Raw genomic sequence first — 22,949 nt, 5'->3', positions numbered from 1 at the left:
CCGTGGCAGAAGATGGCCGCCGACACCATCACCGACACCCCCAACACCTCCCACCCCCCCCCCCGACGTGGGCGCCTCCCTGTTCAGGGAGGCGCCCACGTTCGCGTATCCGCACGACGCCGGTCACGCCGACCGGTCGCACGGCCCCGGCAGGAGCCGGGCCAACTCGGCGGCGACCATCGCGTGCGCGGCGCGGGCCGACAGCGGTCGCTGGCCGGTGTGGCAGTGCAGGACCAGACCGTCGACGAAGGCGAGCAACCTGGCCGCCTCCATCTCGTAGCCGACGGGTTCCGGAAGCTCCCCGCACGCCAGCGCGTTACGCAGCGCCTGCTCGATCTGCGCGCGCAGGTTGGCGTTGCTCGACCGCAGCACGTCGGCAAGGGCCGGGTTGCTGAACGAGCGTGCCGTGAACGCCAGTGTCACCCGGCCTTCGCTGCGCCGGGCCGGGTCGAGCGGCATCAGTTCGGCGACCCCGTCGAGCAGCATCCGTTCGATCCGGGCGCCGGCGCGCTCGGATCGTAGCCGGCGGGCCGCGACCCTGGCCTCGATGCGGTTGCGGATCCGGCGGAACGACTCCAGGAGCATCTCGTCTTTGCTGGCGAAGTAGTGCTGGACCAGGCCGACAGAGATCCCCGCCTCTTCGGCGGTGCGGGCGACCGTGACGCTGTCGAGACTCTCGGCGGCGATCAGCCGCTCGACGGCATCGGCGATCTGGCCGCGACGCTCTGCATGATCCACGATCCGGGGCACGGTTGAATCATACAGCCATACGGTATAACGTCCCCGTAAACCGTACGGCAATATTGTGATGGAGTCTCCGATGCGCCCCTCGTCACTCCGGTCGGCCGCCGTCGTCGCCCTGTCCGTCACCGTTCTGTCCGTCACCGCGCTGGTCACCCCGCCCGCCGCCGCGGCTCCGACCGACACCGTCCACGACTACCTGCAACGGCACCGTGAATCGGTCGGCTCACCCGGACTCGCCTACGCGGTCGTACGGGACGACAGCGTCGTCGCCCAGGGCACCTTCGGCACCGACGGCGACGGCGCACCCGTGACACCCCGCACCGCGTTCCTGCTCGGCTCGGTCGCCAAACCGTTCGCCGGCCTCGCCGTCGCCCAACTCGTCGAGGCCGGCCGGCTCGACGTCGACGCCCCGGTCGTCGACACGCTTCCGTGGTTCCGCCTGGCAGACAGGGAGGTCAGCGACCGGATCACGACCGAACACCTGCTGACCCACACCAGCGGCATCAGCGCACCGGACGGGGTGCGGTTCGCCGACCGCTTCGACAACGCCGACGGTGCCGTCGAGCGCGCCGCGCGTGCCCTCGCCGACGCCGAACCCGCCGGCCCACCCGGCGGCGCCTTCCGTTACAGCTCGGCGAACTACATGGTGCTCGGCGCGCTCGTCGAGAAGGTCTCCGGATCGTCGTACGCGGACTATCTGCGCCAGCACGTCCTGGAGCCGCTGCGGATGCGGGATGCCGTCGTCGACGAGGCCACCGCACGCGAACACATCCCACCCGGTCACCGGCTGACCTTCGACCGGGCGTGGAGGTTCGACACCGAATACGACGAATCCGGCGTCCCGTACGGATATCTCGGCGGCAGCCTCACCGACCTGACGAACTTCGCGATCGCCCAGTTGAACGGCGGAACCTTCGCCGGCACCGAAGTGCTGTCGGCCGAGGCGACGGCCCGCACCCACGAGGGCAGGGTCGAGACGTCCAGCGGCTCGTACGGCTACGGATGGCGCACCCGCGACCTCGACGGCGTCCGGACCGTGCACCACTCCGGCGCCACCGCCGGATACATGAGTTCACTCGTCCTCGTACCCGAACAGGACCTTGCCGTCATCGTGCTGCACAACGCGCACAGCATGGCCCGCGACGTCCAGCAGTACGAGGCCGCCTTCAACGTCGTACGCCTGCTCCAGGGTGGGACGCCACACGACGTCGGCGCAGACCCCCTGCTCGCGTACGGGCCGTGGGTCCTGCTCGGGCTGGCCGCCGTCGTCGTCGCGCTGCTGGTGCGTACCGCACTGCGGAAGGGCCCGAGGTCCGTCCTGCGGACCTCCGTCTGGTGCGGCGCGGCGCTGCTGTCGGCGGTCGCGGCCGGCTGGATACTGCCCCGGCAGTTCGGCGCCGGCCTGCGCGAGGTCATGCTGTGGGCACCCGACATGGCGATCGGCATCATCGCCGTTCTCGTCGCCTGTGCGCTGACCCTAGGTACGCACCTGACACTGTGGCTGAGACACGTCCCCACCGGTCATCCCTCGTGAGTAGGCGGAATCGGGCCACCGGCGCGGTTCAGGAGACCGGGGTCCCGACCTGGCCACGGCGACGGCTGGCGGACAGGCCGAGCGCGGCGGTGACCGTACCGGGGACGGGCCGGCCGTCGCGGACGGTTCGGGCGCCACCGGCCGCGTCATCCCCGTCGGACGATCGGGATGTTGATTCCGTCTGGAGTGGGGATAACACCTGCCGGGGCCGGTTCCAGGCCGCCCGGACCGAAGGGGGGCACATGACAGCGCCGGAGGAAAGCCAGGAGAAGGATCCGAAGACCGATGACGTGCTCTTCTCTCCGGACGGCGACCCGCACCACAAACTGGCGCAGGCGCCGCAACCGGACGAGCACCTGCCGGTCACCTACACGCACGACGGGGAGACCGAGATCGTGAGTGGCGAGCAATGAGGGCCGTGCGGATATGCGAACGTGGGCGCCTCCCTGAACAGGGAGGCGCCCACGTCGTGGTGTGTCTTCTTACTTGTTGGTGGTGTCGGTGATGATGTCGGCGGCCATCTTCTCCCACTGGGCGTAGTGGTCGGGGTAGGCCGAGACCTGTACGGTCTGGGCGGCGACGGTCAGGGGCATGTCTTCCCAGCCGTCGACCTGGGCCAGGCCCTTGTAGAACGCCTTGGCGGAGTAGTCGGGGTCGGTGATCTGTTCCACGCTGCCCCAGCCGCTGGACGGGCGCTGTTGGAACAGGCCCTGGGAGTCGTGGTCGTTACGGTCGCCGAGGTGGCCGAGGTTCTCCAGCTTCGACTCCTGCAACGCGGTCGCGATCGCGATGGTCCAGGCGCGCGGCGGCAGGTTGAGGTCCTTGCCCGCGTCGATGATCTTGCGGGCGTTGTCGAGCTGCTCGGTGTTCGGGGTGAAGCTGGACTGGTTGCCCGGGACACCGTTCGGCATCAGCTGTTCGGTGGTCGGCTTGTCGGCCTGCTCTGTCACGGCCTGTGCGACCGTAACGGCCTGCGTGGGGGTGGGGTCGGCGGCCAGGGCGGCGCTGGTCGGGCCGGCGAGGCCGGCGGCCATGGCGATGCCGGCGGTGGCGAGCAGGGCCTTGCGGGTGTACGTGGCGAAGACAGTCATGATCGGGGTGTCCTTTGTTCGAGGGGGATGGTGGCAACCGAACGGGGGGTGTTCGGGCTGCCGCCCTCACGCATGCCTCTCACGCGGGGCAAAACCTTCACGGACGCGGCGCGGGGGTGCTGCTCACGTCCGGACCGGGTGTAACGCACCGGCGGCCCGGGCCATTCCGGCCCGCACCGGGAAACCGACGCCGCCGGCTGCTACCTCGGCGGCGGTCATGCACAACGACCCCGACCCACCGACCATTCCACCGACCGCCGGCCGATCACGTCACCAACGACCCACGAACCGCCCGGATGTCCGGATGTCCGGATCTTGCCATTGACCGGGGCGCCGGCAACCGGACAGAACAGCGCTCGCCGGTCTTGTAGTTTGTCCGGGTGAAAATCCGGGACATGCTGTACAAGCTGTACGCCCGCCGCCTCCAGGCCAGTCTCGGCGACAGCCCCATGCCGCGGCACGTGGCGATGGTGATGGACGGCAACCGCCGGTGGGCCCGGCAGATGGGCTACGACAACCCCAGCGTCGGCCACCGGTACGGCGCGGAGCACGTCGAGGAGGTCCTGGGCTGGTGCGCGACCGCCGGGATCGAACACGTCACGATCTTCGTCGCGTCGACCGACAACCTGCGCAAGCGCCAGTCGGACGAGATCCGGTTCCTCCTGGAGATGATCGAACAGGTCGTGGCGGAGCGGCTGGTACGGGGTTCGAGCCGCTGGCAGGTCCACCTGGCGGGCCGGCTCGACGGGCTGCCCGACTCGACCCGGCATGCGCTGAAGCTGGCCGAGGAGGAGACCCGGGACCGGGACACCGACTTCCACCTCACCGTCGCGGTCGGGTATGACGGGCGGGACGAGGTCGTCGACGCCATCCGGTCCCTGTTGGACAAGGAGGCCCGGGACGGCACCGACATCGACGAGTTGGCCGGGCGGCTGACCGCCGACGACATCGCCGCGCACCTTTACACCAGTGGCCAGCCCGATCCCGACCTCATCATCCGCACCAGCGGTGAGCAGCGGATGTCCGGCTTCCTGCTCTGGCAGGCGGCGTACTCGGAGCTCTACTTCTGTGACGTCTACTGGCCCGGGTTCCGGCAGGTCGACTTCCTGCGGGCGCTGCGCTCGTACGCGGCCCGCAACCGTCGCTACGGCGCATAGCGGCTGATCTCGCGGGCGAAGGCGCGCAGCAGGTCGTGGCAGGTGTAGCGGCCGGGCCGGTGTTCGGTGAGCAGGTGGGCGCGGGTGAGTTCGGCGAGGGCCCGCCGCGCGTCGGCCGTCGACGTTCCGGTGAGGCGGGCGGCGCCGTCCGCGTCGACGTCCGGTTCGTGGTAGGCGCCGACGCGCCGGAACAGGGTCGCGGCCGCCGGTGTGAGGTGCCGGTAGGAGCCGGCGAACGCCACCCGTAGGTCGGCGGGTGCGTCGTCGCCGCTGAAGAGGTCGAGGCTGCCGGGCGCGAGCCGCAGTTCTTCCGCGAGTACGGCCAGCGGGAAGTTGGGGCGGGCGTTGGCGCGGGCGGCGACGACCACCATGGCCAGCGGCAGGCGGGCGCAGTGCCGGACGAGTTCGTCGACGACGGCGGGTTCGGCGGCGGCCCGTGCGGGGCCGATCCGGTGGGCGAGCAGTTGCCGGGCGTCGTCGGTGGTGGGCAGGTCGACGACGAGGTGGTGGACGCCGTCGAGGGCGACGAGGCTGGTGAGTTGGTGGCGGCTGGTGATGATGGTGAGGCAGCCGGGTGAGCCGGGCAGCAGCGGGCGAACCTGGTCGGCGTCGCGGGCGTTGTCGAGGACCATGAGCACCCGGCGGCGGGCGAGCAGGCTGCGGTAGAGGCCGGTCCGGGCGTCGGGGCTGGCCGGGATCTGGTCGCCGGGTACGCCGAAGGCGGCGGCGATGTCGCGGACGACGCGGGCGGGGGTGACCGGCGGCCCGTCGGGGTCGAGGCCGCCGAGGTTGACGTGCAACTGGCCGTGCGGGAAGCGGCCGGCGACCCGGTGCGCCCAGTTGACGGCGAGGGTGCTCTTGCCGGCTCCGGTAGTGCCGGTGAGCAGCACCGCGACGGCCGCGGGTGGACCGGAACGGTCGAGCAGGGCGTCGAGGGCGGCGAGTTCGGTGTCGCGGCCGACGAAGCGGAAGTTCTCGCCGGGGAGCTGGCGGGGCACGGGCCACCGGCCGGCGCCCGGTGCCGGTGTGTTGGGACGCCGGTCCTCCTGTGCGCGGTCGCGGGCGGTGGCGAGCACGCCCTGTTCGGTGGGGCTGGCCTCCAGGAGGGCGGCGAGGACGTCGAGCCGGTTGGTCGGGGGCAGGGTACGCCCGCCGAAGTATCCGGCGATGGTGCCGATGGACCACCCGGTCCGGGCGGCGAGTTCGCGGTAGGTGAGTTCGGAGTCGCCATGCTGTCGGGCGTGCCGGCGGCGGAGTTGGCGGAGGAGCCGGGCCAGGTCGGACAGGTCGGTGCGTTCGGCCGAGACCAGATAGGGGTTGACCGCCATTTGGCGCCTCATCCGTCGGGAGGTGTCGAGTGGCCTGAGATTACATAGCCGTTCGACAATGTTCAACGAAGTTCAGGATTCGTGGTGTGAATTCTCGGTTACCGCAATCATCGGTATCTGCGACGGGGCTTCCAACAACGGGTCGGTCGATCAAGGTGCGCATTTCCTCGCGTTGGGCAAGTCCCGTTGCCGCCCGACTTTTCAGCGTCGGCGTGTTCGCACTTTTCGGATCAGGGCGTCTATCGGCGCCCAAAAGGAGGAAGCCCGTGAACCCGCCCATCGTCGTACCCGGCAGGAGAGGTGGATCCCGGTCCGGCCTGCTGCGCCGCCTGGCGCTTCCCGTCGCCGCGGCCCTCTGTCTTGCACTGGTCGCCGGGCCGGCACACGCCGGAGTGCCGAGCAAGCAGGGCAAACCGACCGAAACTGCGGCATCGTCGGTCGACGCCATGATCGAGGCCCGGCTACAGGCGCTGATCCTCCCCCTGCTGACCGCCGCGCAGAACACGATGCTCCAGGTGCTGATCCGCGACATCGCCGGCCGACAGTTCGACGGCGACACGAACGCGCTGCTCTCGAGCGTGATCAGCGAGGCCGAGGAATCGTTTATCGTGCACCCGCAGGACCAGAACTGGCTGCACCTCAAGAATGGTGTCGCACAGTTCCAGAACATCTCGGGCTTCGCCTACCCGCCACAGATCTACATCCCGAACCTGGACGAATGGGTGCCACCGGCGAGTACGCCGACCGTGGCGGTCGCGCCGGCCGATCAGACGGCCACTTCCACGCCCGGCCACCAACTCCAGAACGGGCAGGTGGTCACCCTGCCGACCCCGCTGACCGAGGCGTACGCCGAGACCAACGAGGTCTGGGTGCTGTCGGTCAACGAGGTCGTGGACACCGGCGGCGGCACGACGGTCGCCTCGTGGACGCCGCCGGCCGAGGAGGCGTCGGACGGCGGCGTCGGACCGGTGGCCGGGGCCGACGCCGGCGCGACCGGTGCCGGCGCGGGGACGCAGGCCGCCTGCAACCCGACCGGGCTGCGCAACAACCGGGGCCAGGAATACCTGCACCGGTTCAAGGTGCCGAGCCCCAGTTCGCTCGGCGGGCTCTTCGAGGGCAAGCTGGAGATGAAGCTGATCGTCGTCGCCCAGGGCGGGGCGCACGTGAAGACCATCTACTTCGGAAAGATCAAGAAGAAGCACATCACGGGTTGGCAGTACCCCGACCACTTCCTGACCACCTGGGACTACGCCGCGTACGGCCCGGTCTGGGGCTACCAGTGGGTCGAGGTCGACGGCGGCCCGAACATCAACATCACCCTCAACATCAAGGTGATCGGCTCGGTCACGCTGGCCTTCCAGTCCCGTGACGACCCGGCCGGTGACGCACCGGTCTGGAACAACGAGTCGACCTACCTGCAGTACAGCACCGGCCTGGTCGACTTCGGTGTGTGCAGCGTGGGTGGTGACGGCGGGACCGGCCACGACAACCTCGCCCGCAGCGGCACCGTCTCGGCGTCGAGCACCTACTACGACTACTCGGTGAACCGGATCAACGACGGCTCGACGAACACCACGCTCGGCGGCCTCCACAGCTGGGCGAATGCCGGGGGCACCTATCCCCCGCTGACACCGGAGTGGGTGCAGGTCGACTTCGGGGTGAACAAGGCGGTGAGCCGGGTCGTGGTCTACACCAGCCAGGGCTATCCGATCAGGGACTTCGACATCCAGGTCTGGAACGGCATCACGTTCATCACCGTCGCGCAGGTCACCGGCAACACCCAACTGGTCCGGACGGTCACGTTCGGCCAACGCACCACCCGCCTGGTCAGGCTGCTGGGTAAGCACGGCCCCACCCATCAGCCCGGCTACGTACGGGTGAACGAGTTCGAGGTCTACCCGGTGTAGTCCGTACCGGAACGACAAACCCCGGCGGGACGGCTCCCGCCGGGGTTTCGTCGCGCACATGGTGAGCTACACTCACTATCAGGCAGGCTCATTATGAGGGCAGCGACATGAGTGGAACGACGACATGAGTGGGAACGGCAACATGAGTGGGAACGGCGACATGAGTGATGTGACGGACCGGCACGGCGCGGCACTGAACCTGTTGCTGGAACTGGTCGTCGTGATCAACGACGACATGAACCGCAGCCTGGCCCGCGACGGCCTCACCGACTCCCGGGCCCACGTCATGTGGGTGCTCGCCCAGCGCGGCCCCACGACCCAGCGCGACCTCGCCGAGGCGCTGGCCGTCAGCCCGCGTACGGTCACCGGCCTGGTCGACGGGCTCGCCGCCACCGGCTTCGTCACCCGCGAACCGCACCCGACCGACCGCCGGGCGACCCTCGTGACGTTCACCGCGCACGGCACCGAGACCGCCGACGCGCTCGTCCGTGGCCAGCGCGAGTTCGCCGACCTGCTCTTCGCCGGGATGCCCGACAAGCGGCTGGACTGCCTGGTCGCCGGCTTCGGCGAACTGCTGGACAGGTTGCGCGTCCACGGCGTCGACCCCGCCCCGGCAGCCGGCGCCGGGGACATCCCCACGACCACCGAGGAGGACCGATGACCACCACCCACGGCCGCCAGCCCACCCTGCTGCGTCGGGCCCTCGCCGCCGAGGCCGGGATGTGGCGCAGCCTCTTCCGCTGGATCTCACGCCGACGGCCCACGCTCGCCGACGACGCGCGGGCGTTCGGCTACGCCGGCGTGGTGACTCCGATAATCGTGGTGTTCATCGTCGTGTCGGCGGTCGAGATCCCGCTGCTCGACCTCCTGCTCGCCCACTTCCTGCCCTGGCCGCCGCTGCGGATCGCCGCGCTGATGCTCGGCGCGTGGGGACTGATCTGGATGTTCGGGATGCTGGGTACCGTACGCGTGCACCCGCACGTGACCGACGCCGCCGGCATCCGGGTCCGGTACGGACACTCGGTGGACGTCTCGATCCCCTGGTCGGCGGTTGCCGAGATCCGGGGCCGGCGCCGGACGCTGGTCAGCAGCAGCCGGACCGTCGAGGTCGAGGAGACCGGCGACCGGGTGCATCTGCTGGTCGGCACCGGTGGGCAGACCAACATCGACCTGGTGCTGCGCGAGCCGATGGCGCTGTCGGTGCCGAGAGGGCCCCGCGGCCCGGTCGACGAACTGCGGTTCTACGCCGACGACCCGGACGCGCTCATCGCCCGGGCGCGCGAGCACATGACGATCGTCGGCAGCCGGTGAACGCCCTCCCGGCCCCACCCGGCGACGGCTGGCGGCCCGTCACCGGCGGCGAGTCCGGCGCCGCGGTCTTCCGCGACGCCGACGGTTCCCGCTTCGCCAAGTGCGTGCCGTACCCGCTGCGGGCCGCCCTGGAAGCCGAGCGCGACCGGGTCGGATGGCTGAGCGCCAACGGCGTTCCCGGCCCCGAGGTGCTCGACTGGTGGGCCGACGGGTCCGGGGCGTACCTGGTGACGAGCGCCGTGCCCGGGGTGCCCGCCGATCAGCTGTCGGCCGCCCGACTCGATCGGGCCTGGGCGTCGATCGCCGACGCCGTACGCCGGTTGCACGACCTGCCCGCGGACCGGTGCCCCTTCACCCGCGCCCTCGCCGGCATGTTCGACACCGCCCGGGACGTCGTCGCCCGCGACGCGGTCAACCCCGACTTCCTGCCCGAGGAGCAGCAGGCCACCCCACCCGGCGAACTCCTCGCCCGCCTCGAACCGCAGATCGACCGCCGCCTGGAGCAGGAGGTCGACGACACCGTCGTCTGCCACGGCGACCTGTGCCTGCCCAACATCATGGTCGATCCAGACGCCTCGCGGGTCACCGGATTCATCGACCTCGGCCGGCTCGGGCGGGCCGACCGCCACGCCGACATCGCCCTGCTGTTCGCCAACGCGCGGGAGACGTGGACCGGGAACGACCAGGCCCGGGCGGCCGAGCGGGCGTTCGCCGCCCGGTACGGCATCGACCCCGACCCCGAACGGCTGCACTTCTACCTCAGCCTCGATCCGCTGACCTGGGGCTGACGCCGGACGACAACGGGCGGGGGCGGCTGAGAGCCGCCCCCGCCTGATCGCCTACAGCGTGGTTTCGCCGTTGAGGCCGAAGAAGTCGTGCCATTTGGCGGCGGGGCCGAAGGTGGTGCCGGTGGAGAGTGCGACGTGTACGTCGTTGGTGGTGCCCTTGGTGAACACGACGATGTCGTCTTTGCCGTCGCCGTTGAAGTCGCCCAGATACGGGAACTCCCCGGCGATGCAGAAGAAGTCGTGCCACTTCACCGTGGTGCCGGCGAAGCTGCTGCCGGTGGACGTGGCGGCGTAGACGTCGGCGTTGCCGTCGCAGGTGAAGGTGACGATGTCGTCCCTGCCGTCGCCGTTGATGTCGCCGATCCTCGGCTGCTCGTTGCCGACGGCGAACAGGTCGTGCCACTTCGCGGACGCACCGAAGCCGGAGCCGTTCGACAACGCGACATACACGTCGGCGAGGGTGTTCGGCCCTTGGGTGAAGACGATGATGTCGTCGCGTCCGTCGCCGTTGACGTCACCGACCGCCGGGAACTCGCCGTTCAGACCGAAGAAGTCGTGCCACTTCTGTTCGGTGCCGATGAAGGCCGATCCGTTGGACAGGGCGACATAGACGTCGTTCGTGGTGCCCCGGGTGAAGGTCGCGATGTCGTCGCGCCCGTCCCCGTTGAAGTCCCCCACCGCGGCAACCTCCCCGCCGGGTGCGAACCAGTCGTGCCACTTCGTCGCACCCGCGAACGCCGCCCCGGTCGACAGGGCCACGTGCACATCGGCCAGGGTCCCGTGCGTGAACGTGACGATGTCGTCGCGTCCGTCGCCGTTGAAGTCGCCGGTCAGCGTCGTCTCACCGGACAGGCCGAAGAAGTCGTTCCACTTCACCGACGTACCCGCGAAACCCGAACCCGTCGAGGTCGAGACGTACACGTCGGCGAGTGATCCGTGGGTGAAGGTGACGATGTCGTCGCGTCCGTCACCGGTGAAGTCCGTCGGCGAACCACCCATCGGCCGCGCTCCCGACGGGCCGGAGTTGACCAGCGCGATGTAGTGGTTCCAGTTCCAGTGCGGGCCCGGGTCGGTGTGGGTGTTGCCGGGGATCTCGTGGTGGCCCTTGATCGCCGCCCGGGTCTTCGGCAGGCCGAACTTGTCGGCCAGGTGCCGGGTCAGCGCCGCCGACGAGCGGTACATGGCTTCGGTGAACCAGGCCGGATTGTCGACGAACCCCTCGTGCTCGATGCCGATGCTCGACGGATTGGCCGACCGGGCGTGGTAGGCGGTGTCGCCGTCGCGCACCATCTGCGTGATCTCACCGTTGCTCGACTTCACCACGTAGTGCGCGCTGACGCTCGACGACGGGTTCTGGAACCAGCTGATGGTGCCGGCGTACGAGCCCTGGGTCACGTGCACGACGATCGTGGTGACCCGCTGCGAGCGGCCGGGCGCGTAGTTGCTCGGGTGGGCGGCGACCCAGCGGGCCGGCGGGTATTCGGGCAACGCCAGTGGGGTCACCTGCCGCTCCCCCGCCGCGCCGGCCTCGTGCCGGCCCAGCTCGGGCCGGACCCGCTGGGCGGGCACGCTGACGTGGTGGCCGGTGCTGGCGTATCCGCTGATGCCCTGCCGGAGCAGTTCGTAGACATGGTCGGCGTAGAACCGCGCGGTCGCGTCCTCCCGGGCACCGGAGTAGCGGGCCACGACCGGATACCAGGCCCCGAGCCGGTCCCGGTCCGCGCCGGTCAGCCCCAGTTCGTCGGCGTACGAGCGCAGCACGGCGGCGGCACCGTCGATGTTCGCCGGCACGGCGGCCTTCAGTCGTTCCACCGGCTGGCCGGTCAGTTCGGCGGCCCGTTCGAGAGTGCGGCTGGTCGGGTTGCTGACCAGGTGCATCATCCCGTAGCCGTTGGCGGAGCTGGGTTTGCCGTCGTGCTGGTCGAGCCGGCTCTCGCCGTACCCGACGGCGACGAGCAGGTCACGTGGTACGTCGTGGCGGGCGGCGGCGGCGCCGAACGCGTTGTCGAGCCAGTGTGCGGTGCCGGCTGGTGCGGCGGACGCGGGCGCGGTGCCGAGCAGGAGACTGCCGGCAAGTGCCGCGCCCAGCAACGCGGCGGTCCGGCGCCGCCGCCGGATGGCGGAAACGGTCATCGTGGTGCTCCTGTCTAGAGCGTGGTTTCGCCGTTGAGGCCGAAGAAGTCGTGCCATTTGGCGGCGGGGCCGAAGGTGGTGCCGGTGGAAAGTGCGACGTGTACGTCGTTGGTGGTGCCCTTGGTGAAGACGACGATGTCGTCTTTGCCGTCGCCGTTGAAGTCGCCCAGGTAGGGGAACTCTCCGGCGATGCAGAAGAAGTCGTGCCACTTCACGGTGGTGCCGGCGAAGCCGGTACCGGTGGAGGTGGCGGCGTAGACGTCGGCGTTGGCGTCGCAGGTGAAGGTGACGATGTCGTCGCGTCCGTCGCCGTTGATGTCGCCGATCCTCGGCTGTTCGTTGCCGACGGCGAACAGGTCGTGCCATTTCTGGCTGGCGCCGAACCCGGAGCCGGTGGACAGGGCGACGTAGACGTCGGCGAGGGTGTTGGGTCCCTGGGTGAAGACGATGATGTCGTCGCGTCCGTCGCCGTTGACGTCACCGACCGCCGGGAACTCGCCGTTCAGACCGAAGAAGTCGTGCCACTTCTGCTCGGTGCCGACGAAGCTCGAACCGTTCGACAACGCCACGAACACGTCGTTCGTCGAACCCCTCGTGAACGTCACGATGTCGTCGCGGCCGTCCCCGTTGAAGTCCCCCACCGCGGCAACCTCCCCGCCGGGTGCGAACCAGTCGTGCCACTTCGTCGCACCCGCGAACGCCGACCCGGTCGACAGGGCCACATGCACGTCGGCCAGGGTCCCGTGGGTGAAGGTGACGATGTCGTCGCGTCCGTCGCCGTTGAAATCACCGGTCAGCGTCGTCTCACCCGACAGGCCGAAGAAGTCGTTCCACTTCACCGACGTACCCGCGAAACCCGAACCCGTCGAGGTCGAGACGTACACGTCGGCCAACGACCCGTGCGTGAACGCCACGATGTCGTCACGGCCGTCACCGGTGAAGTCCGTCGGCGAACCACCCATCGGCCGCGCCCCCGACGGAGACTGGCCGCAGTTGTCGCTGGTGAGGTAGCGCTGGTGATAGGAGCCGGGGTACGGCGCCAGCGACACCCCGTTGATCCGGATGGTCTGGCCCACCCCGTTGAGTAGCTGCTCGTAGTGGACGTGCGCGCCGGACGAGTTGCCGGTGCTGCCGGTCAGTCCGATCTGCTGCCCCTGCCGGACGAAGGCGCCGTTGGGCACCGAGAACGCGTTCAGGTGGAAGTAGTACGTCGTCCAGCCGCCACCGTGGTCGATGACGATGTAGTTGCCGGCCCCGTTCGGCTGCGAGTGGTGCCGGGCGACGCCGTCGGCGGACGCCACCTGCGGGGTGTTGTTGGTGACGCCGCCGTCGGCGCGTACGAAGTCCAGGGCGAGACGTACCTCGGCGCTGTGGTGGCTGTACGTCCACCGCTGCCCGCACGGGAACGGTGCCTTGAAGTTCGGTGCCGCGTACGCGACGGCGGGCGCGACCACGATCGCCACCGCGGCGACGGCCGACGCGACGAGGACGCGGAGCAAATTGGTCATGGATCGGCGGGACATGCGGCTCCTTCCGGCCGGCGCACTCGGCGAACGGCTCTGTCGAGACGGTGGGTCGGCGCGTGGGCGGCCCACCGTAGGCGGAGGGTCTGGGCAGGCGCGAAGGGTCAGGGCACGCTCGGCCGGGGCAGTTGGCTGCCGGCGGCCAACTGGTCATGCCACTTCCAGGCGTTCTGCACGAAGCGGGACCCGTCGGAGAGCGACACGTAGACGTCGGCGGCCGTGCCCCGGGTGAACGTGACGACGTCGGCCCGGCCGTCGCCGTCGAAGTCACCGACACCGGGCGCCTCGGTGCCGACCGCGAAGGTGTCGTGCCACCTCGCAGCGGCTCCGAAGCCCGAGCCGGTGGAGCGGGCGACGTACACGTCGGCGGCCGCGCCGCGGGTGAAGGTGACGACGTCGTCGCGGCCGTCGCCGTCGACGTCGGCGAGGGCGGGCAGCGCGGTGCCGGCGGCGAGGTTGTCGTGCCACTTCCAGCCGTCCTGCACGAAGCGGTTGCCGTCGGAGAGCGACACGTAGACGTCGGCGGCCGTACCGCCGGTGAAGGTGACGACGTCGTCGCGGCCGTCGCCGTCCACGTCGCCGACGACGGGGGTCTCGGTGCCGACCGCGAAGTTGTCGTGCCACTTCACGCCGGGACCGAAGCCGGAACCGGTCGACAGCGCCACGTACACGTCGGCCCCCGCACCACGGGTGAACGTGACGATGTCGGCCCGACCGTCACCGTTCACATCACCGACCGCCGGGATCTCGGTGCCGACCGCGAAGAAGTCGTGCCACTTCACGCCCGGACCGAACCCGGAACCGGTCGACAGCGCCACGTACACGTCCGCCGCCGCACCACGGGTGAACGTGACGATGTCCGCGCGGCCGTCACCGTCGACGTCGCCGGTCAGCGGGATCTCGGCGTCGATCGCGAAGAAGTCGTGCCACTGGGCGGCCGGACCGAACGCCTGCCCGGTGGACCGGGCGGTGAAGACGTCCGCCGCCGTACCCCGGGTGAAGGCCACGGCGTCGTCGCGGCCGTCGCCGTCGACGTCGCTGGTGTTGCGGGCCCGGGTGGTGGCGGAGACCTCGGCCGAGGCCGGGCCGGTGTTGCCGGCGGCGTCGAACGCGACGACCCGGTAGTGCCAGCGCTGCCCGGCCGGCAGCGGCCCGTGCCGGAACGTCGTGGTGCCGCTGGTGCCGACCAGGTTCGCCGGGTTCACCGGCACCCCCGGGGTGCGCGAGCCGTAGATCCGGTAGCCGGCCACGCCGGCGTTGTCGGTCGCCTCGGCCCAGGTCAGGGCCAGAGCGTGGGTACGCCCGCCGGTCGTCGCGATGCTGCCGACCGGACCGGGCGGCTGCGTGTCGGCGTACGGCGGCACGAGGCTGTGCGCGGTGTAGCGGCTGGCTGTCCACGCCGGCTGGCCGGCGGCCGGGGTGAGGGTGACGGTGACCGTCGACTTCCCGGCCGTCACCGACGCCGGCAGCGGGAACTCGTCGGTCAGCCAGCGCTGGAACGTGTTGCCGGTCGCCTGCAGCCACACCCCGACCGGTACGCCGTCGACGGCGACCGCCGCCTGCTGGCCGGCGACCCGCTGGTCCCCGGTACGACGCAGCCGTACGCCCTGGTTGGCGGGGTCGACGGCGAGCCGGAAGCTGATCGCGGCGGTGCCGGCGCGGACCTGGCCGTCGACGCCGACGTTGTCGTCGTCGCCCTCGAAGGTGGCGGTGAGCGGGTACTGGTTCGCGGCCCCGTCGCCGTAGGCGTGGGCGGTGCGGCTGGCCGGGTCGCCGACGACGAGGGTGTCGGTCCGGGCCGCGGCGACGGTCGGCTGGGTGTAGAGGTAGGCCGTCGAGCCGTAGTCGGCCGGCATGTCGTTGGCCGGGCCGTGCTCGATGCCGAACCGTAGGCTGGTCGCGTACGACACCGCGTCGCCGATCATCAGCCGGTAGGCGACGTCGCATTCGTCGCCACAGCCGCCGGAGCGCACATTGTGCGCGGTGTTGCCGGTGAAGACGCCGCTGTAGACACCGCGGTTGAAATACCAGCCGGACTCGTAGAAGTCCTCGGTGCCGGTGCCGTAGATCTGGGGTGTGGCGGCGCCGTCGACGTACACCCGCTCGTCGCCCTCCAGGTAGTTGCGGGTGTTGCCGGCGGGGATGTGGCCGCGCATGGTCTGGGTGACACCGACGAAGCGACCCCGGCCAGCCTGGTCGGCGAGCGTCCAGTCGCGGCCGGCGACGGCGGCGCCACGCCGGGACTGGGTGGTGAAGTGGCCGGAGTCGCCGCCGGCCGCCAGGGCAGCGGTCCATTGTGCACCGGGTGCGGAGGTGACCTCGGCCTGCAGGCCGGTGACCGGGATGCCGGTGGGGTTGGTGACGGTGACGGTCGCGCCGGTGCGGAACGGCATCGGCCACCAGGTGCTGTACCAGCCGCCGGGTGCGGTGTCCATGGCGAACATCAGGGACCGGACGTGCCGTTCACCGAGTCCGGCGCCGAAGAACTCGGCGATCGGCGAGTCGACGGTGGTCCGGCCGTCGAAGGTGATCCGCAGTCGCAGCCCGGTCAGCAGTGGATCGGTGGCGGCGGCGTCCGGCACCCGTAGCCGCAGTGCCGTGATCGCCCGTGGGCCGGTGAGGGTGGCCAGGGTCGCCTGGCCGCCGGAGGGCACCGACACGGTGGTGGCCGTGGTGGCGGCGCCGGGCTGGGCCGGCTTCGGGTCGCGGGTGCCGGCGGCGCGCAGCAGGTTCACCACGTCGGTCGCCGGGTCGGTCGGGTCGAAGGTGCTGATGCCGGTGGCGTCGGCGAAGGTGCGGTAGGTGACGTGGTGGAAGAGGGGATTGTGCTGGGTGGTGATCCGCATCGACCGGCGGTAGGGCATCGGCACCTTGACCGTCACCCCGCCGGAGGTCTGGTCGGCGTTGGTGACCAGCGGGAAGACGAACGGGGCGCCGAGGCCGCCGTCGACCAGGCGCTGCAGGCCGGTGTCGACGACGGTGACGCCGTCGAACTCGATCCGGATCCACCCGGTCGCGGTCACGTTGCCCTCGTCGCGGGTGAACCAGATCGACTGGATCTCACCGGCGCCGCGGTCCTCGGCGATGACGCAGCCGCCGGCCGTACGCAGGCAGGAGTGGGCGCCGCTGAATCCGTCGTCGTTGGAGCCGTCGCGGGCGAAGCTGGAGAACTGCTTCGTACGGGTGCCGGCGGCGAGGTGTGGAAGCTGGTCGAGCCGGCGGTAGACGTCCCAGCCGACCGGCCCGCGGGCGGCGGTCGTGACGACGGCAGTGGGCGACGTGGGCCCGGCGGTCGCGGGTACGGCGACGGCGACGGCGGCGACGGTCGCCGGCAGGGACACGGCCAACGCGGCGGCGATGACGGCTCGTCGGATCGTGTGGACGCTCATGATGGCCCCCGAACTGCCGGGCACGGATCAGTGTGCGCAGTCAACCCCGGACTTCGATACATGTCAATAGTTGACTGTCTGCAACGACTGGCCGAAACTTAGCTCCAAACGACCGCACCCACCATGGCCATGACGTGCGAAAACCGCCACCCGGCGACCAGCGGGGCCCATCGCGGGTTCCGCCATCACATCGATTGATCTCATTTGATTGATGGCGAGGTGCAGAATGCGACGACGCCTTCCGAGCGGCCACCGGCGCCGCCCCGGCCCATCCACCCTGGCGGCCGCACTCGCCGCCGTACTGCTGCCGGGCGCGCTGCTGCCGGCCCCGGCGTCGGCGTCGACCGCCGCCGGCCCCGGCGCGCCGATCGGCACGCTGGCCTGCCCCTCGATCCCGGCCAACCACGACCCGTCGATCATCATCATCGTCAACCGGGTCGGCCGGAGCCTGAACGTCAACGACAAGGTCATGCTCGCCGGCTTCGAGGCCGGCTGGGTCGAGTCGCACATGAACAACCTGCCGTGTGGCGACAAGTCGTCGCTCGGCGTCTTCCAGCAACGCCACGACTTCGGCTGGGGCACCCCCGAGCAGATCATGGACCCGGTGTACGCATCGACCCAGTTCTTCGTACGCGCCATCGACTGTGACCGCCGCTACCCCGGCTACACCGCCGGCCAGGTCGCCCAGTGCGTGCAGCGGTCCGGCTTCCCGACCCGCTACGACCAGTCGGAGGCGAAGGCCCGCAGCCTGCTCGCCGAGGCCCGGCGGGCGATCGGCACCATCGGCGGCACCCCGACCGACTTCACCGGTGACGGCCGCGACGACATCGTCACCTTCACCCACGGTTCGCTGGCCGACGTGTACGTCTCGTCCTCGACCGGTTCCGGCTTCGCGGGTACGTCGGTGAAGTGGAACGACTTCTTCGGCCTGTCGGGTGAGACGACGCTGACCGGCGACTTCAACGGCGACGGACGCGACGACATCGTCACCTTCACCCACGGATCGCTCGCCGACGTACACGTGGCCCTGTCCACCGGTGGTGGATTCGCCGGCGCCTCGAAGTGGCACGACTGGTTCTCGCCACGGGCCGAGATCGCGGCCGTCGGTGACTTCAACGGGGACGGCCGCGACGACATCGCCACCTTCACCCGGGGAACCACCAACGACGTCTACGTCGCCCTGTCCAACGGATCGGCCTTCATCGGCACCGAACAGAAATGGCACGACTTCTTCGGCCTCAACGGCGAATTCCCCGCCATCGGCGACGTCAACGGCGACGGACGCGACGACATCATCGTCTTCACCCAGGGACCCAACACCCTCGCCGACGTCTACGTCGCCCTCTCCACCGGCAGCGGCTTCGGCGCCAGCCAGAAATGGCACGACCTGTTCGCCGTCGGCAACGAACAACCGAGGATCGGCGACATCAACGGCGACGGACGCGACGACATCGTCACCTTCACCTGCGACGGCAACGCCGACGTCTACGCCGCCACCTCCACCGGTACCGGCTTCGCCGGCACCACCGTCAAATGGCACGACTTCTTCTGCATCGCCGGAGAGTTCCCCTACCTCGGCGACTTCAACGGCGACGGCAAAGACGACATCGTCGTCTTCACCAAGGGCACCACCAACGACGTACACGTCGCACTTTCCACCGGCACCACCTTCGGCCCCGCCGCCAAATGGCACGACTTCTTCGGCCTCAACGGCGAAACCACCCTCTAGGAGCCCAGCGGATACCGGTGCTCGGCGGTGAAGCCGAGCACCCGGGCGGCGGCGCCGACATCGATCGGCGCTGCCCGTCCGGGCAGCGGCAGCCGCCGGGGCACGCCCGGATAGAACCGGCCGAGCAGTTCCCCGGTCGGCTGCGGCGCGAGCGTGTCCGGCGCGGCCACGAACAGCACGTGGCAACCGGTGATCGGCCGGGTGACCGCCAGCCAGACGACGGTGGCCGCGTCCCGGGTGTCCAGATAGCCCCACAGATGGGCGGCCCCGAACCCCGGATCGTCGACGTAGCGGGCGGCGATCTCCGGCAGGGTGTCCCGCGGACCGCCGAGCAACGGGAACCGCAACGCCACCACGGTCATCCCGTAGCGGCGCGACATCATCGCCGCGGTCGCCTCGTCAGCCTGCTTGGACAACGCGTACGGGTCGGCGACCTGCGCCGGCACCGCCTCGTCGACCGGCAGGTAGGCCGGGCTCAGGGGGCGGGGCGCGAACGACAGCCCGAGCACGGCGATGCTGCTGGCGATGGCGGCCCGCCGGACACCGGCCCGAGCCGACTCCTCCAGGGTCACGAACGTCGCCCGCGCGTTGCCGGCAAACACCTCCTCGGGGCTGCCCATCGTCGGCGCGGCAAGCGCGGCGCAGTGCACCACCGCGTCGACATCGGCCAGCGCGGCCCGTACGGCGACCGGATCGCCGGCACCGCCGACCACCACCCGGTCGGCCGGCAGGTCGCCGGGGTCACGCAGGTCGAGCGCGGTCGCCGGGACATCCCGGGCGGCGAGCAGGTCGAGCACCGCCCGGCCGAGCCGGCCGGCCGCACCCGTCACGAGAACCCGGCGGGGAGCACTGGTCAATCGGATCACCACCCGGTGTCGTGCGGATCGGACGTCCGGATCAGGGTGGCACCCGGCACCACCCCCCGTCACCCCGCGGTCGGCTGTCCCGTCCGGGCCGCTCGGTCCGGGTCGCCCCAGCGGGTCCAGGCGTCGTCGACCACCGCTTCGACGGCATCCGCCGCCGCGCGCAGGTCGTCGACGGTGAAGGTCTCCCCGCCACCGCCGCGCCAGCGCACCGCGCGGTCCTGCAACGCCGTCCAGGCCGGGAAGAGCCGGCCCAGGTACGCCCCGGCGTCCGCCTTGGCGACGACGGTGCCGTGGGCGAGCGTGTGGTGCAGCCGGGCCGGGCCGAGGACCAGCCACGACACCGCCTCGCCGGGCACCGGTTCGGCGCCGCCCAGGTCCCCGGTCTCCTGCCGCGCCCGGCGTGCCAACGGCCGCCAGTAGTCGCGCAGGTTCTCCAGGTTGTAGCGGCGCAGGGCGGCGGGGTCCACGGTGATTCCCAGGTCGGCGACGGCGGGTCCGCGTACGGCGATGCCGTGCTGCCGCAGGATCGTCCACAGTACGGGGTTCAGTTCGCCGCACGGCCGGTCGGCGTGGAACTCGCCGTTGACGACGAACGGGACGACGCGCCGGTCGTCGGGCCGCGCGGCGAACGTCGCCGGGTCGAGGTAGACGCCGTCCAGGTGCGGTCGCCCGGCCAGGCCGGCGTGTACGGCGCGCAGCGCGGTCAGGTCGTCGGTGGTCGCCGGGCGCGCCGTCCCGATCACCAGGTCGATGTCGCTGTGGGCGGGTTGCCAGGCGCCGAGGGCGGCGGAGCCCGCGATGTAGAGCTTCGTCACGAAGCCCGGCAGCGCCGTGTCGACTGCCCGCAGGTAGCGGTCGGTGTGTTCGGCGAACATCGGGACACCGTACCGGCCTCGGCCGGGTGGGTGGGGCGGGCTCAGCCGGTCGCGAGGCGGGCGGCGCGCAGCACCAGGTAGTGCCGTTCCGGCAGGCTCGTCGTGCGCCCGGCCGCCGCCCGGTACGCCTCGGCCGCCGCCGGCCGGTCGCCGGCCATCTCCAGCAGGTGCGCCCGGGCCGCGAAGAGCCGGTGGTGCCCGGCCAGACGGGGGTCTTCGGCGAGCGGGGCGAGTGCCTCGAGGCCGGCGGCCGGCCCGTGCACCATGGCCGCCGCCACGGCCCGGTTCAGGGCCACGACCGGGCTGTCGGTGATCCGTTCGAGGACCCCGTAGAGGGCGAGGATCTGCGGCCAGTCGGTCTCGTCGGCGGTCAGCGCCTCGTCGTGCAACGCGGCGATGGCGGCCTGGACCTGGTATTGCCCGACCGGGCCACGGGGCAGCGCGTGGGTGACCAGCGCGATCCCTTCGCTGATCGCGGCGGCGTCCCAGAGCCGGCGGTCCTGGTCGGCCAGCGAGATCAGTTCGCCGCCCGGACCGGTGCGGGCCGGGCTGCGGGCCTCGGTCAGCAGCATCAGCGCGAGCAGGCCGGTGACCTCGCTGTCGCCGGGGAGCAGGGTGTGCAGGGCCCGGGCCAGCCGGATCGCCTCCGTCGACAGCTCGACCTGGCGCAGGTGCGGCCCGGCGCTGCGGGTGTGCCCCTCGTTGAAGATCAGGTAGAGGACGTGCAGGACGGCGCCGAGGCGACGTACCCGGTCTTCGGCGTCCGGCTGCCGGAACGGGATCCCGGACGTCTTGATGCGCTGCTTGGCCCGGCTGATCCGCTGCGCCATGGTCGCCTCCGGAACCATGAACGCGCGGGCGATCTCGGCGGTGGTGAGGCCGCCGACGGCCCGCAGCGTCAGCGCGATCGCCGACGCCGGTGACAGCGCCGGGTGGCAGCACAGGAAGAGCAGCACCAGCGGGTCGTCACGGTCGGCGAGCATCTCCTCGTCGGCGGCCGGCGCGGCCAGCCGGTCGGCCGGTTCCCGCCGGGCGACGACGTCCTCGCGTCGCCGCCGTGCCTGTTCGGCGCGGATCTGCTCGACCAACCGGCGGTGGGCGACCTGGATCAGCCAGCCACGCGGGTTGTCCGGGACGCCGTCGGCCGGCCACTGCCCGAACGCGGCCAGCAGCGCCTCCTGCACGGCGTCCTCGGCGGCGGCGAAGTCACCGGACCGCCGGGTGAGCACGCCGACGACCTGCGGCGCGAGTTCGCGCAGCAGGTCGTCGACGGCACGGTCGTCGCCGGCCAGGGGTCACACCTCCACGGGCGGGGCGGACATGACCGGGCGTACCTCGATCGGCATGTTCAGCGGCCGGCCGCCGGGACCGGGTGCGGCCGACACCCCGGCGGCGATCTCGACCGCCCGCTGCGGGGTCTCGCAGTCGACGATCCAGTAGCCGGCCAGGAACTCCTTCGTCTCGGGGAAGGGGCCCTCGGTGACGACGGGGCCGCCGTCGGCGCCGGCGCGTACGATCCGGACCTGGTCGGGGCCGGCCAGGCCCTGCCCCTCGACCAGTTCGCCGGTCGCGGTGAGCTTGTCGTTGGTGTCGCGCATGAACTCGATGTGGGCCCGGATCTCCTCGGGCTGCCACGTGCCGATCTCCGGGAAGTCGGCGGTCGCCGCGCTGAACTGCATCAACAGCATGTACTTCACGTCCTGCTCCTCACACCCTGGGCGCCGGTCGTCCGACGCTCTCATGGTCAGGTCGAGGCGGCGGGACGGTTCTCGACATCCCGCGCGGATTTTTCCCGGGGATTTTTCCGCTCGACGGTGGCGCGGGCGACGGCGCCGACCTCCGGCCCCGCCGCGGCGACCCGGACGCCGTCCGGCGCCCAGATGCCGGACCGGCCGGCCGCCCGGTCGTATCCCTCGCCGGTCGACCCGGCGAAGCTGGCCATCGCGACCCAGACGCCGTACCCGGTCGCGATCCGGCGGGCACGCTCGTCGTGCACCCCGGCCTCCGGTTCGTTGTCGAGCACCCCGGCGGCGTAGATGTCGATGCCGAGGGCGGCGGTGTCGGCGGCGTGCCGGGGGATCCCGGTGTCCTTGCAGACGGCCAGGCCGAGCCGCCAGCCGTCGACCTCGACGACGGCCGGGGCGGGTCCCGGGGTGAACCGGGTGGTCTCGGCGGCGCCCAGCCACTGCTTGCGGTAGGCGACGGCGGCTCCCGCGCCGTCGACGGCGAGGACGGCGATGTGTGACCGGCCGTCCGCACCGGCCACCGGGGCGCCGACCAGCGCCACCGATCCGGCGGCGGCGCAGGCGGCCACAAGGGGTGCCAGGCGCGGATCGCCGGGCTCGACCTCCGGGGTGTCGAACTCGTACCCGGTCAGCGACATCTCGGGGAAGACCACCACCCGGGCGTCGGCGCGGCGGACCAGTTCGGCGTGCGCGGCCGCGTTCGCCCCGACGTCGTGGGCGATGCACGACGGTTGGGCGACGGCAACGGTGAGCGGCGTCCGCATCGGGTCTCCTCGCAGGGTCGGCACCGGGCCCAGGTTCTCACGTCCGTCGGGCAGCAAACGGATGC

General features: G+C 71.1%; 19 protein-coding genes. 8 read left to right on the top strand and 11 right to left on the bottom strand.

What is annotated here, in order from left to right; translation table 11 throughout:
• Nucleotides 1–123 precede the first annotated feature (123 nt).
• Nucleotides 124–750, bottom strand: coding sequence for a TetR/AcrR family transcriptional regulator (locus AB0I42_RS11585; protein ID WP_357536418.1), 627 nt, complete (start codon nt 748–750; stop codon nt 124–126).
• Nucleotides 751–820: 70 nt separating this feature from the next.
• On the opposite strand from AB0I42_RS11585, the gene AB0I42_RS11580 reads away from it, so the two are divergent.
• Complete coding sequence (locus AB0I42_RS11580) at nt 821–2,278, top strand: serine hydrolase domain-containing protein (protein WP_357536417.1); 1,458 nt, start codon at nt 821–823, stop codon at nt 2,276–2,278.
• 242 nt (nt 2,279–2,520) lie between these two features.
• Complete coding sequence (locus AB0I42_RS11575) at nt 2,521–2,691, top strand: hypothetical protein (protein ID WP_357536415.1); 171 nt, start codon at nt 2,521–2,523, stop codon at nt 2,689–2,691.
• A 69-nt stretch (nt 2,692–2,760) separates the two neighbouring features.
• On the opposite strand, the gene AB0I42_RS11570 is transcribed toward AB0I42_RS11575, so the two are convergent.
• Nucleotides 2,761–3,369 carry a hypothetical protein gene (locus tag AB0I42_RS11570; protein ID WP_357536413.1) on the bottom strand — a complete coding sequence of 203 codons (609 nt, stop codon included), beginning with the start codon at nt 3,367–3,369 and terminating at the stop codon, nt 2,761–2,763.
• Between the two features lie 380 nt (nt 3,370–3,749).
• Here AB0I42_RS11570 and uppS point away from each other — a divergent pair, with 380 nt between their 5' ends.
• Nucleotides 3,750–4,526 (top strand): polyprenyl diphosphate synthase, encoded by a 777-nt coding sequence (gene uppS, locus AB0I42_RS11565; protein WP_357536411.1) that lies wholly within the window; start codon nt 3,750–3,752, stop codon nt 4,524–4,526.
• On the opposite strand, the gene AB0I42_RS11560 is transcribed toward uppS, so the two are convergent.
• Nucleotides 4,514–5,854 carry a helix-turn-helix domain-containing protein gene (locus AB0I42_RS11560; protein WP_357536409.1) on the bottom strand — a complete coding sequence of 447 codons (1,341 nt, stop codon included), beginning with the start codon at nt 5,852–5,854 and terminating at the stop codon, nt 4,514–4,516. The genes uppS and AB0I42_RS11560 overlap by 13 nt on opposite strands.
• Nucleotides 5,855–6,120: 266 nt before the next feature.
• Between AB0I42_RS11560 and AB0I42_RS11555 the strand changes: the two genes are divergently transcribed.
• The 4 genes from AB0I42_RS11555 (at nt 6,121) to AB0I42_RS11540 (ending at nt 9,860) form a co-directional block, all read left to right on the top strand.
• Nucleotides 6,121–7,761, top strand: coding sequence for a discoidin domain-containing protein (locus tag AB0I42_RS11555; RefSeq protein ID WP_357536407.1), 1,641 nt, complete (start codon nt 6,121–6,123; stop codon nt 7,759–7,761).
• A gap of 160 nt (nt 7,762–7,921) precedes the next feature.
• Nucleotides 7,922–8,422, top strand: coding sequence for a MarR family transcriptional regulator (locus tag AB0I42_RS11550; RefSeq protein ID WP_357536405.1), 501 nt, complete (start codon nt 7,922–7,924; stop codon nt 8,420–8,422).
• Nucleotides 8,419–9,072, top strand: coding sequence for a hypothetical protein (locus AB0I42_RS11545; protein WP_357536404.1), 654 nt, complete (start codon nt 8,419–8,421; stop codon nt 9,070–9,072). The genes AB0I42_RS11550 and AB0I42_RS11545 overlap by 4 nt, the downstream gene beginning before the upstream one ends.
• On the top strand, nt 9,069–9,860 hold the full coding sequence (locus AB0I42_RS11540; protein ID WP_357536402.1) for an APH(3'') family aminoglycoside O-phosphotransferase: 792 nt from the start codon (nt 9,069–9,071) through the stop codon (nt 9,858–9,860). Before AB0I42_RS11545 ends, AB0I42_RS11540 begins: the two co-directional genes overlap by 4 nt.
• 51 nt (nt 9,861–9,911) lie before the next feature.
• Here AB0I42_RS11540 and AB0I42_RS11535 read toward each other — a convergent pair whose 3' ends face one another.
• The 3 genes from AB0I42_RS11535 to AB0I42_RS11525 form a co-directional block, all read right to left on the bottom strand.
• Nucleotides 9,912–11,993 (bottom strand): N-acetylmuramoyl-L-alanine amidase, encoded by a 2,082-nt coding sequence (locus AB0I42_RS11535; RefSeq protein ID WP_357536400.1) that lies wholly within the window; start codon nt 11,991–11,993, stop codon nt 9,912–9,914.
• Between the two features lie 14 nt (nt 11,994–12,007).
• Nucleotides 12,008–13,501, bottom strand: coding sequence for a VCBS repeat domain-containing M23 family metallopeptidase (locus tag AB0I42_RS11530; protein WP_357536454.1), 1,494 nt, complete (start codon nt 13,499–13,501; stop codon nt 12,008–12,010).
• Nucleotides 13,502–13,620: 119 nt separating this feature from the next.
• Nucleotides 13,621–16,905: a DUF2961 domain-containing protein gene (locus AB0I42_RS11525; protein ID WP_357536398.1), complete on the bottom strand. Its 3,285-nt coding sequence runs from the start codon at nt 16,903–16,905 to the stop codon at nt 13,621–13,623.
• Nucleotides 16,906–17,131: 226 nt separating this feature from the next.
• Here AB0I42_RS11525 and AB0I42_RS11520 point away from each other — a divergent pair, with 226 nt between their 5' ends.
• The gene (locus AB0I42_RS11520) at nt 17,132–18,634 is read left to right on the top strand and encodes a VCBS repeat-containing protein (RefSeq protein WP_357536397.1); all 1,503 of its coding nucleotides are present in this window, start codon (nt 17,132–17,134) and stop codon (nt 18,632–18,634) included.
• Here the strand turns inward: AB0I42_RS11520 and AB0I42_RS11515 are convergent.
• The 5 genes from AB0I42_RS11515 to AB0I42_RS11495 form a co-directional block, all read right to left on the bottom strand.
• Complete coding sequence (locus AB0I42_RS11515) at nt 18,631–19,491, bottom strand: NAD(P)-dependent oxidoreductase (protein WP_357536395.1); 861 nt, start codon at nt 19,489–19,491, stop codon at nt 18,631–18,633. The two genes, AB0I42_RS11520 and AB0I42_RS11515, sit on opposite strands and share 4 nt — an antisense overlap.
• A 68-nt stretch (nt 19,492–19,559) precedes the next feature.
• The gene (locus tag AB0I42_RS11510) at nt 19,560–20,375 is read right to left on the bottom strand and encodes a nucleotidyltransferase domain-containing protein (RefSeq protein ID WP_357536393.1); all 816 of its coding nucleotides are present in this window, start codon (nt 20,373–20,375) and stop codon (nt 19,560–19,562) included.
• A 41-nt stretch (nt 20,376–20,416) separates the two neighbouring features.
• Nucleotides 20,417–21,667 carry a sigma-70 family RNA polymerase sigma factor gene (locus AB0I42_RS11505; protein WP_357536452.1) on the bottom strand — a complete coding sequence of 417 codons (1,251 nt, stop codon included), beginning with the start codon at nt 21,665–21,667 and terminating at the stop codon, nt 20,417–20,419.
• Between the two features lie 3 nt (nt 21,668–21,670).
• The gene (locus AB0I42_RS11500; protein WP_357536450.1) at nt 21,671–22,063 is read right to left on the bottom strand and encodes a YciI family protein; all 393 of its coding nucleotides are present in this window, start codon (nt 22,061–22,063) and stop codon (nt 21,671–21,673) included.
• Between the two features lie 56 nt (nt 22,064–22,119).
• The gene (locus AB0I42_RS11495; protein WP_357536392.1) at nt 22,120–22,884 is read right to left on the bottom strand and encodes a carbon-nitrogen hydrolase family protein; all 765 of its coding nucleotides are present in this window, start codon (nt 22,882–22,884) and stop codon (nt 22,120–22,122) included.
• Nucleotides 22,885–22,949: the final 65 nt, after the last annotated feature.

This window comes from Polymorphospora sp. NPDC050346 (assembly GCF_040655695.1).
GTDB lineage: Bacteria > Actinomycetota > Actinomycetes > Mycobacteriales > Micromonosporaceae > Polymorphospora > Polymorphospora lycopeni.
The sequence above is the reverse complement of the archived record's forward strand: the minus strand, read 5'-3'. Positions and strand labels throughout refer to the sequence as shown.

Bases quoted from the DNA above. Each gene is read 5' to 3' on its own strand.
- AB0I42_RS11550 (WP_357536405.1), top strand. From the start codon at position 7,922: ATGAGTGATGTGACGGACCGGCACGGCGCGGCACTGAACCTGTTGCTG.
- AB0I42_RS11570 (WP_357536413.1), bottom strand. From the start codon at position 3,369: ATGACTGTCTTCGCCACGTACACCCGCAAGGCCCTGCTCGCCACCGCC.
- AB0I42_RS11575 (WP_357536415.1), top strand. From the start codon at position 2,521: ATGACAGCGCCGGAGGAAAGCCAGGAGAAGGATCCGAAGACCGATGAC.
- AB0I42_RS11525 (WP_357536398.1), bottom strand. From the start codon at position 16,905: ATGAGCGTCCACACGATCCGACGAGCCGTCATCGCCGCCGCGTTGGCC.
- AB0I42_RS11580 (WP_357536417.1), top strand. From the start codon at position 821: ATGCGCCCCTCGTCACTCCGGTCGGCCGCCGTCGTCGCCCTGTCCGTC.
- AB0I42_RS11530 (WP_357536454.1), bottom strand. From the start codon at position 13,501: ATGACCAATTTGCTCCGCGTCCTCGTCGCGTCGGCCGTCGCCGCGGTG.
- AB0I42_RS11560 (WP_357536409.1), bottom strand. From the start codon at position 5,854: ATGGCGGTCAACCCCTATCTGGTCTCGGCCGAACGCACCGACCTGTCC.
- AB0I42_RS11545 (WP_357536404.1), top strand. From the start codon at position 8,419: ATGACCACCACCCACGGCCGCCAGCCCACCCTGCTGCGTCGGGCCCTC.
- AB0I42_RS11520 (WP_357536397.1), top strand. From the start codon at position 17,132: ATGCGACGACGCCTTCCGAGCGGCCACCGGCGCCGCCCCGGCCCATCC.
- AB0I42_RS11500 (WP_357536450.1), bottom strand. From the start codon at position 22,063: ATGCTGTTGATGCAGTTCAGCGCGGCGACCGCCGACTTCCCGGAGATC.
- AB0I42_RS11495 (WP_357536392.1), bottom strand. From the start codon at position 22,884: ATGCGGACGCCGCTCACCGTTGCCGTCGCCCAACCGTCGTGCATCGCC.
- AB0I42_RS11535 (WP_357536400.1), bottom strand. From the start codon at position 11,993: ATGACCGTTTCCGCCATCCGGCGGCGGCGCCGGACCGCCGCGTTGCTG.
- AB0I42_RS11510 (WP_357536393.1), bottom strand. From the start codon at position 20,375: ATGTTCGCCGAACACACCGACCGCTACCTGCGGGCAGTCGACACGGCG.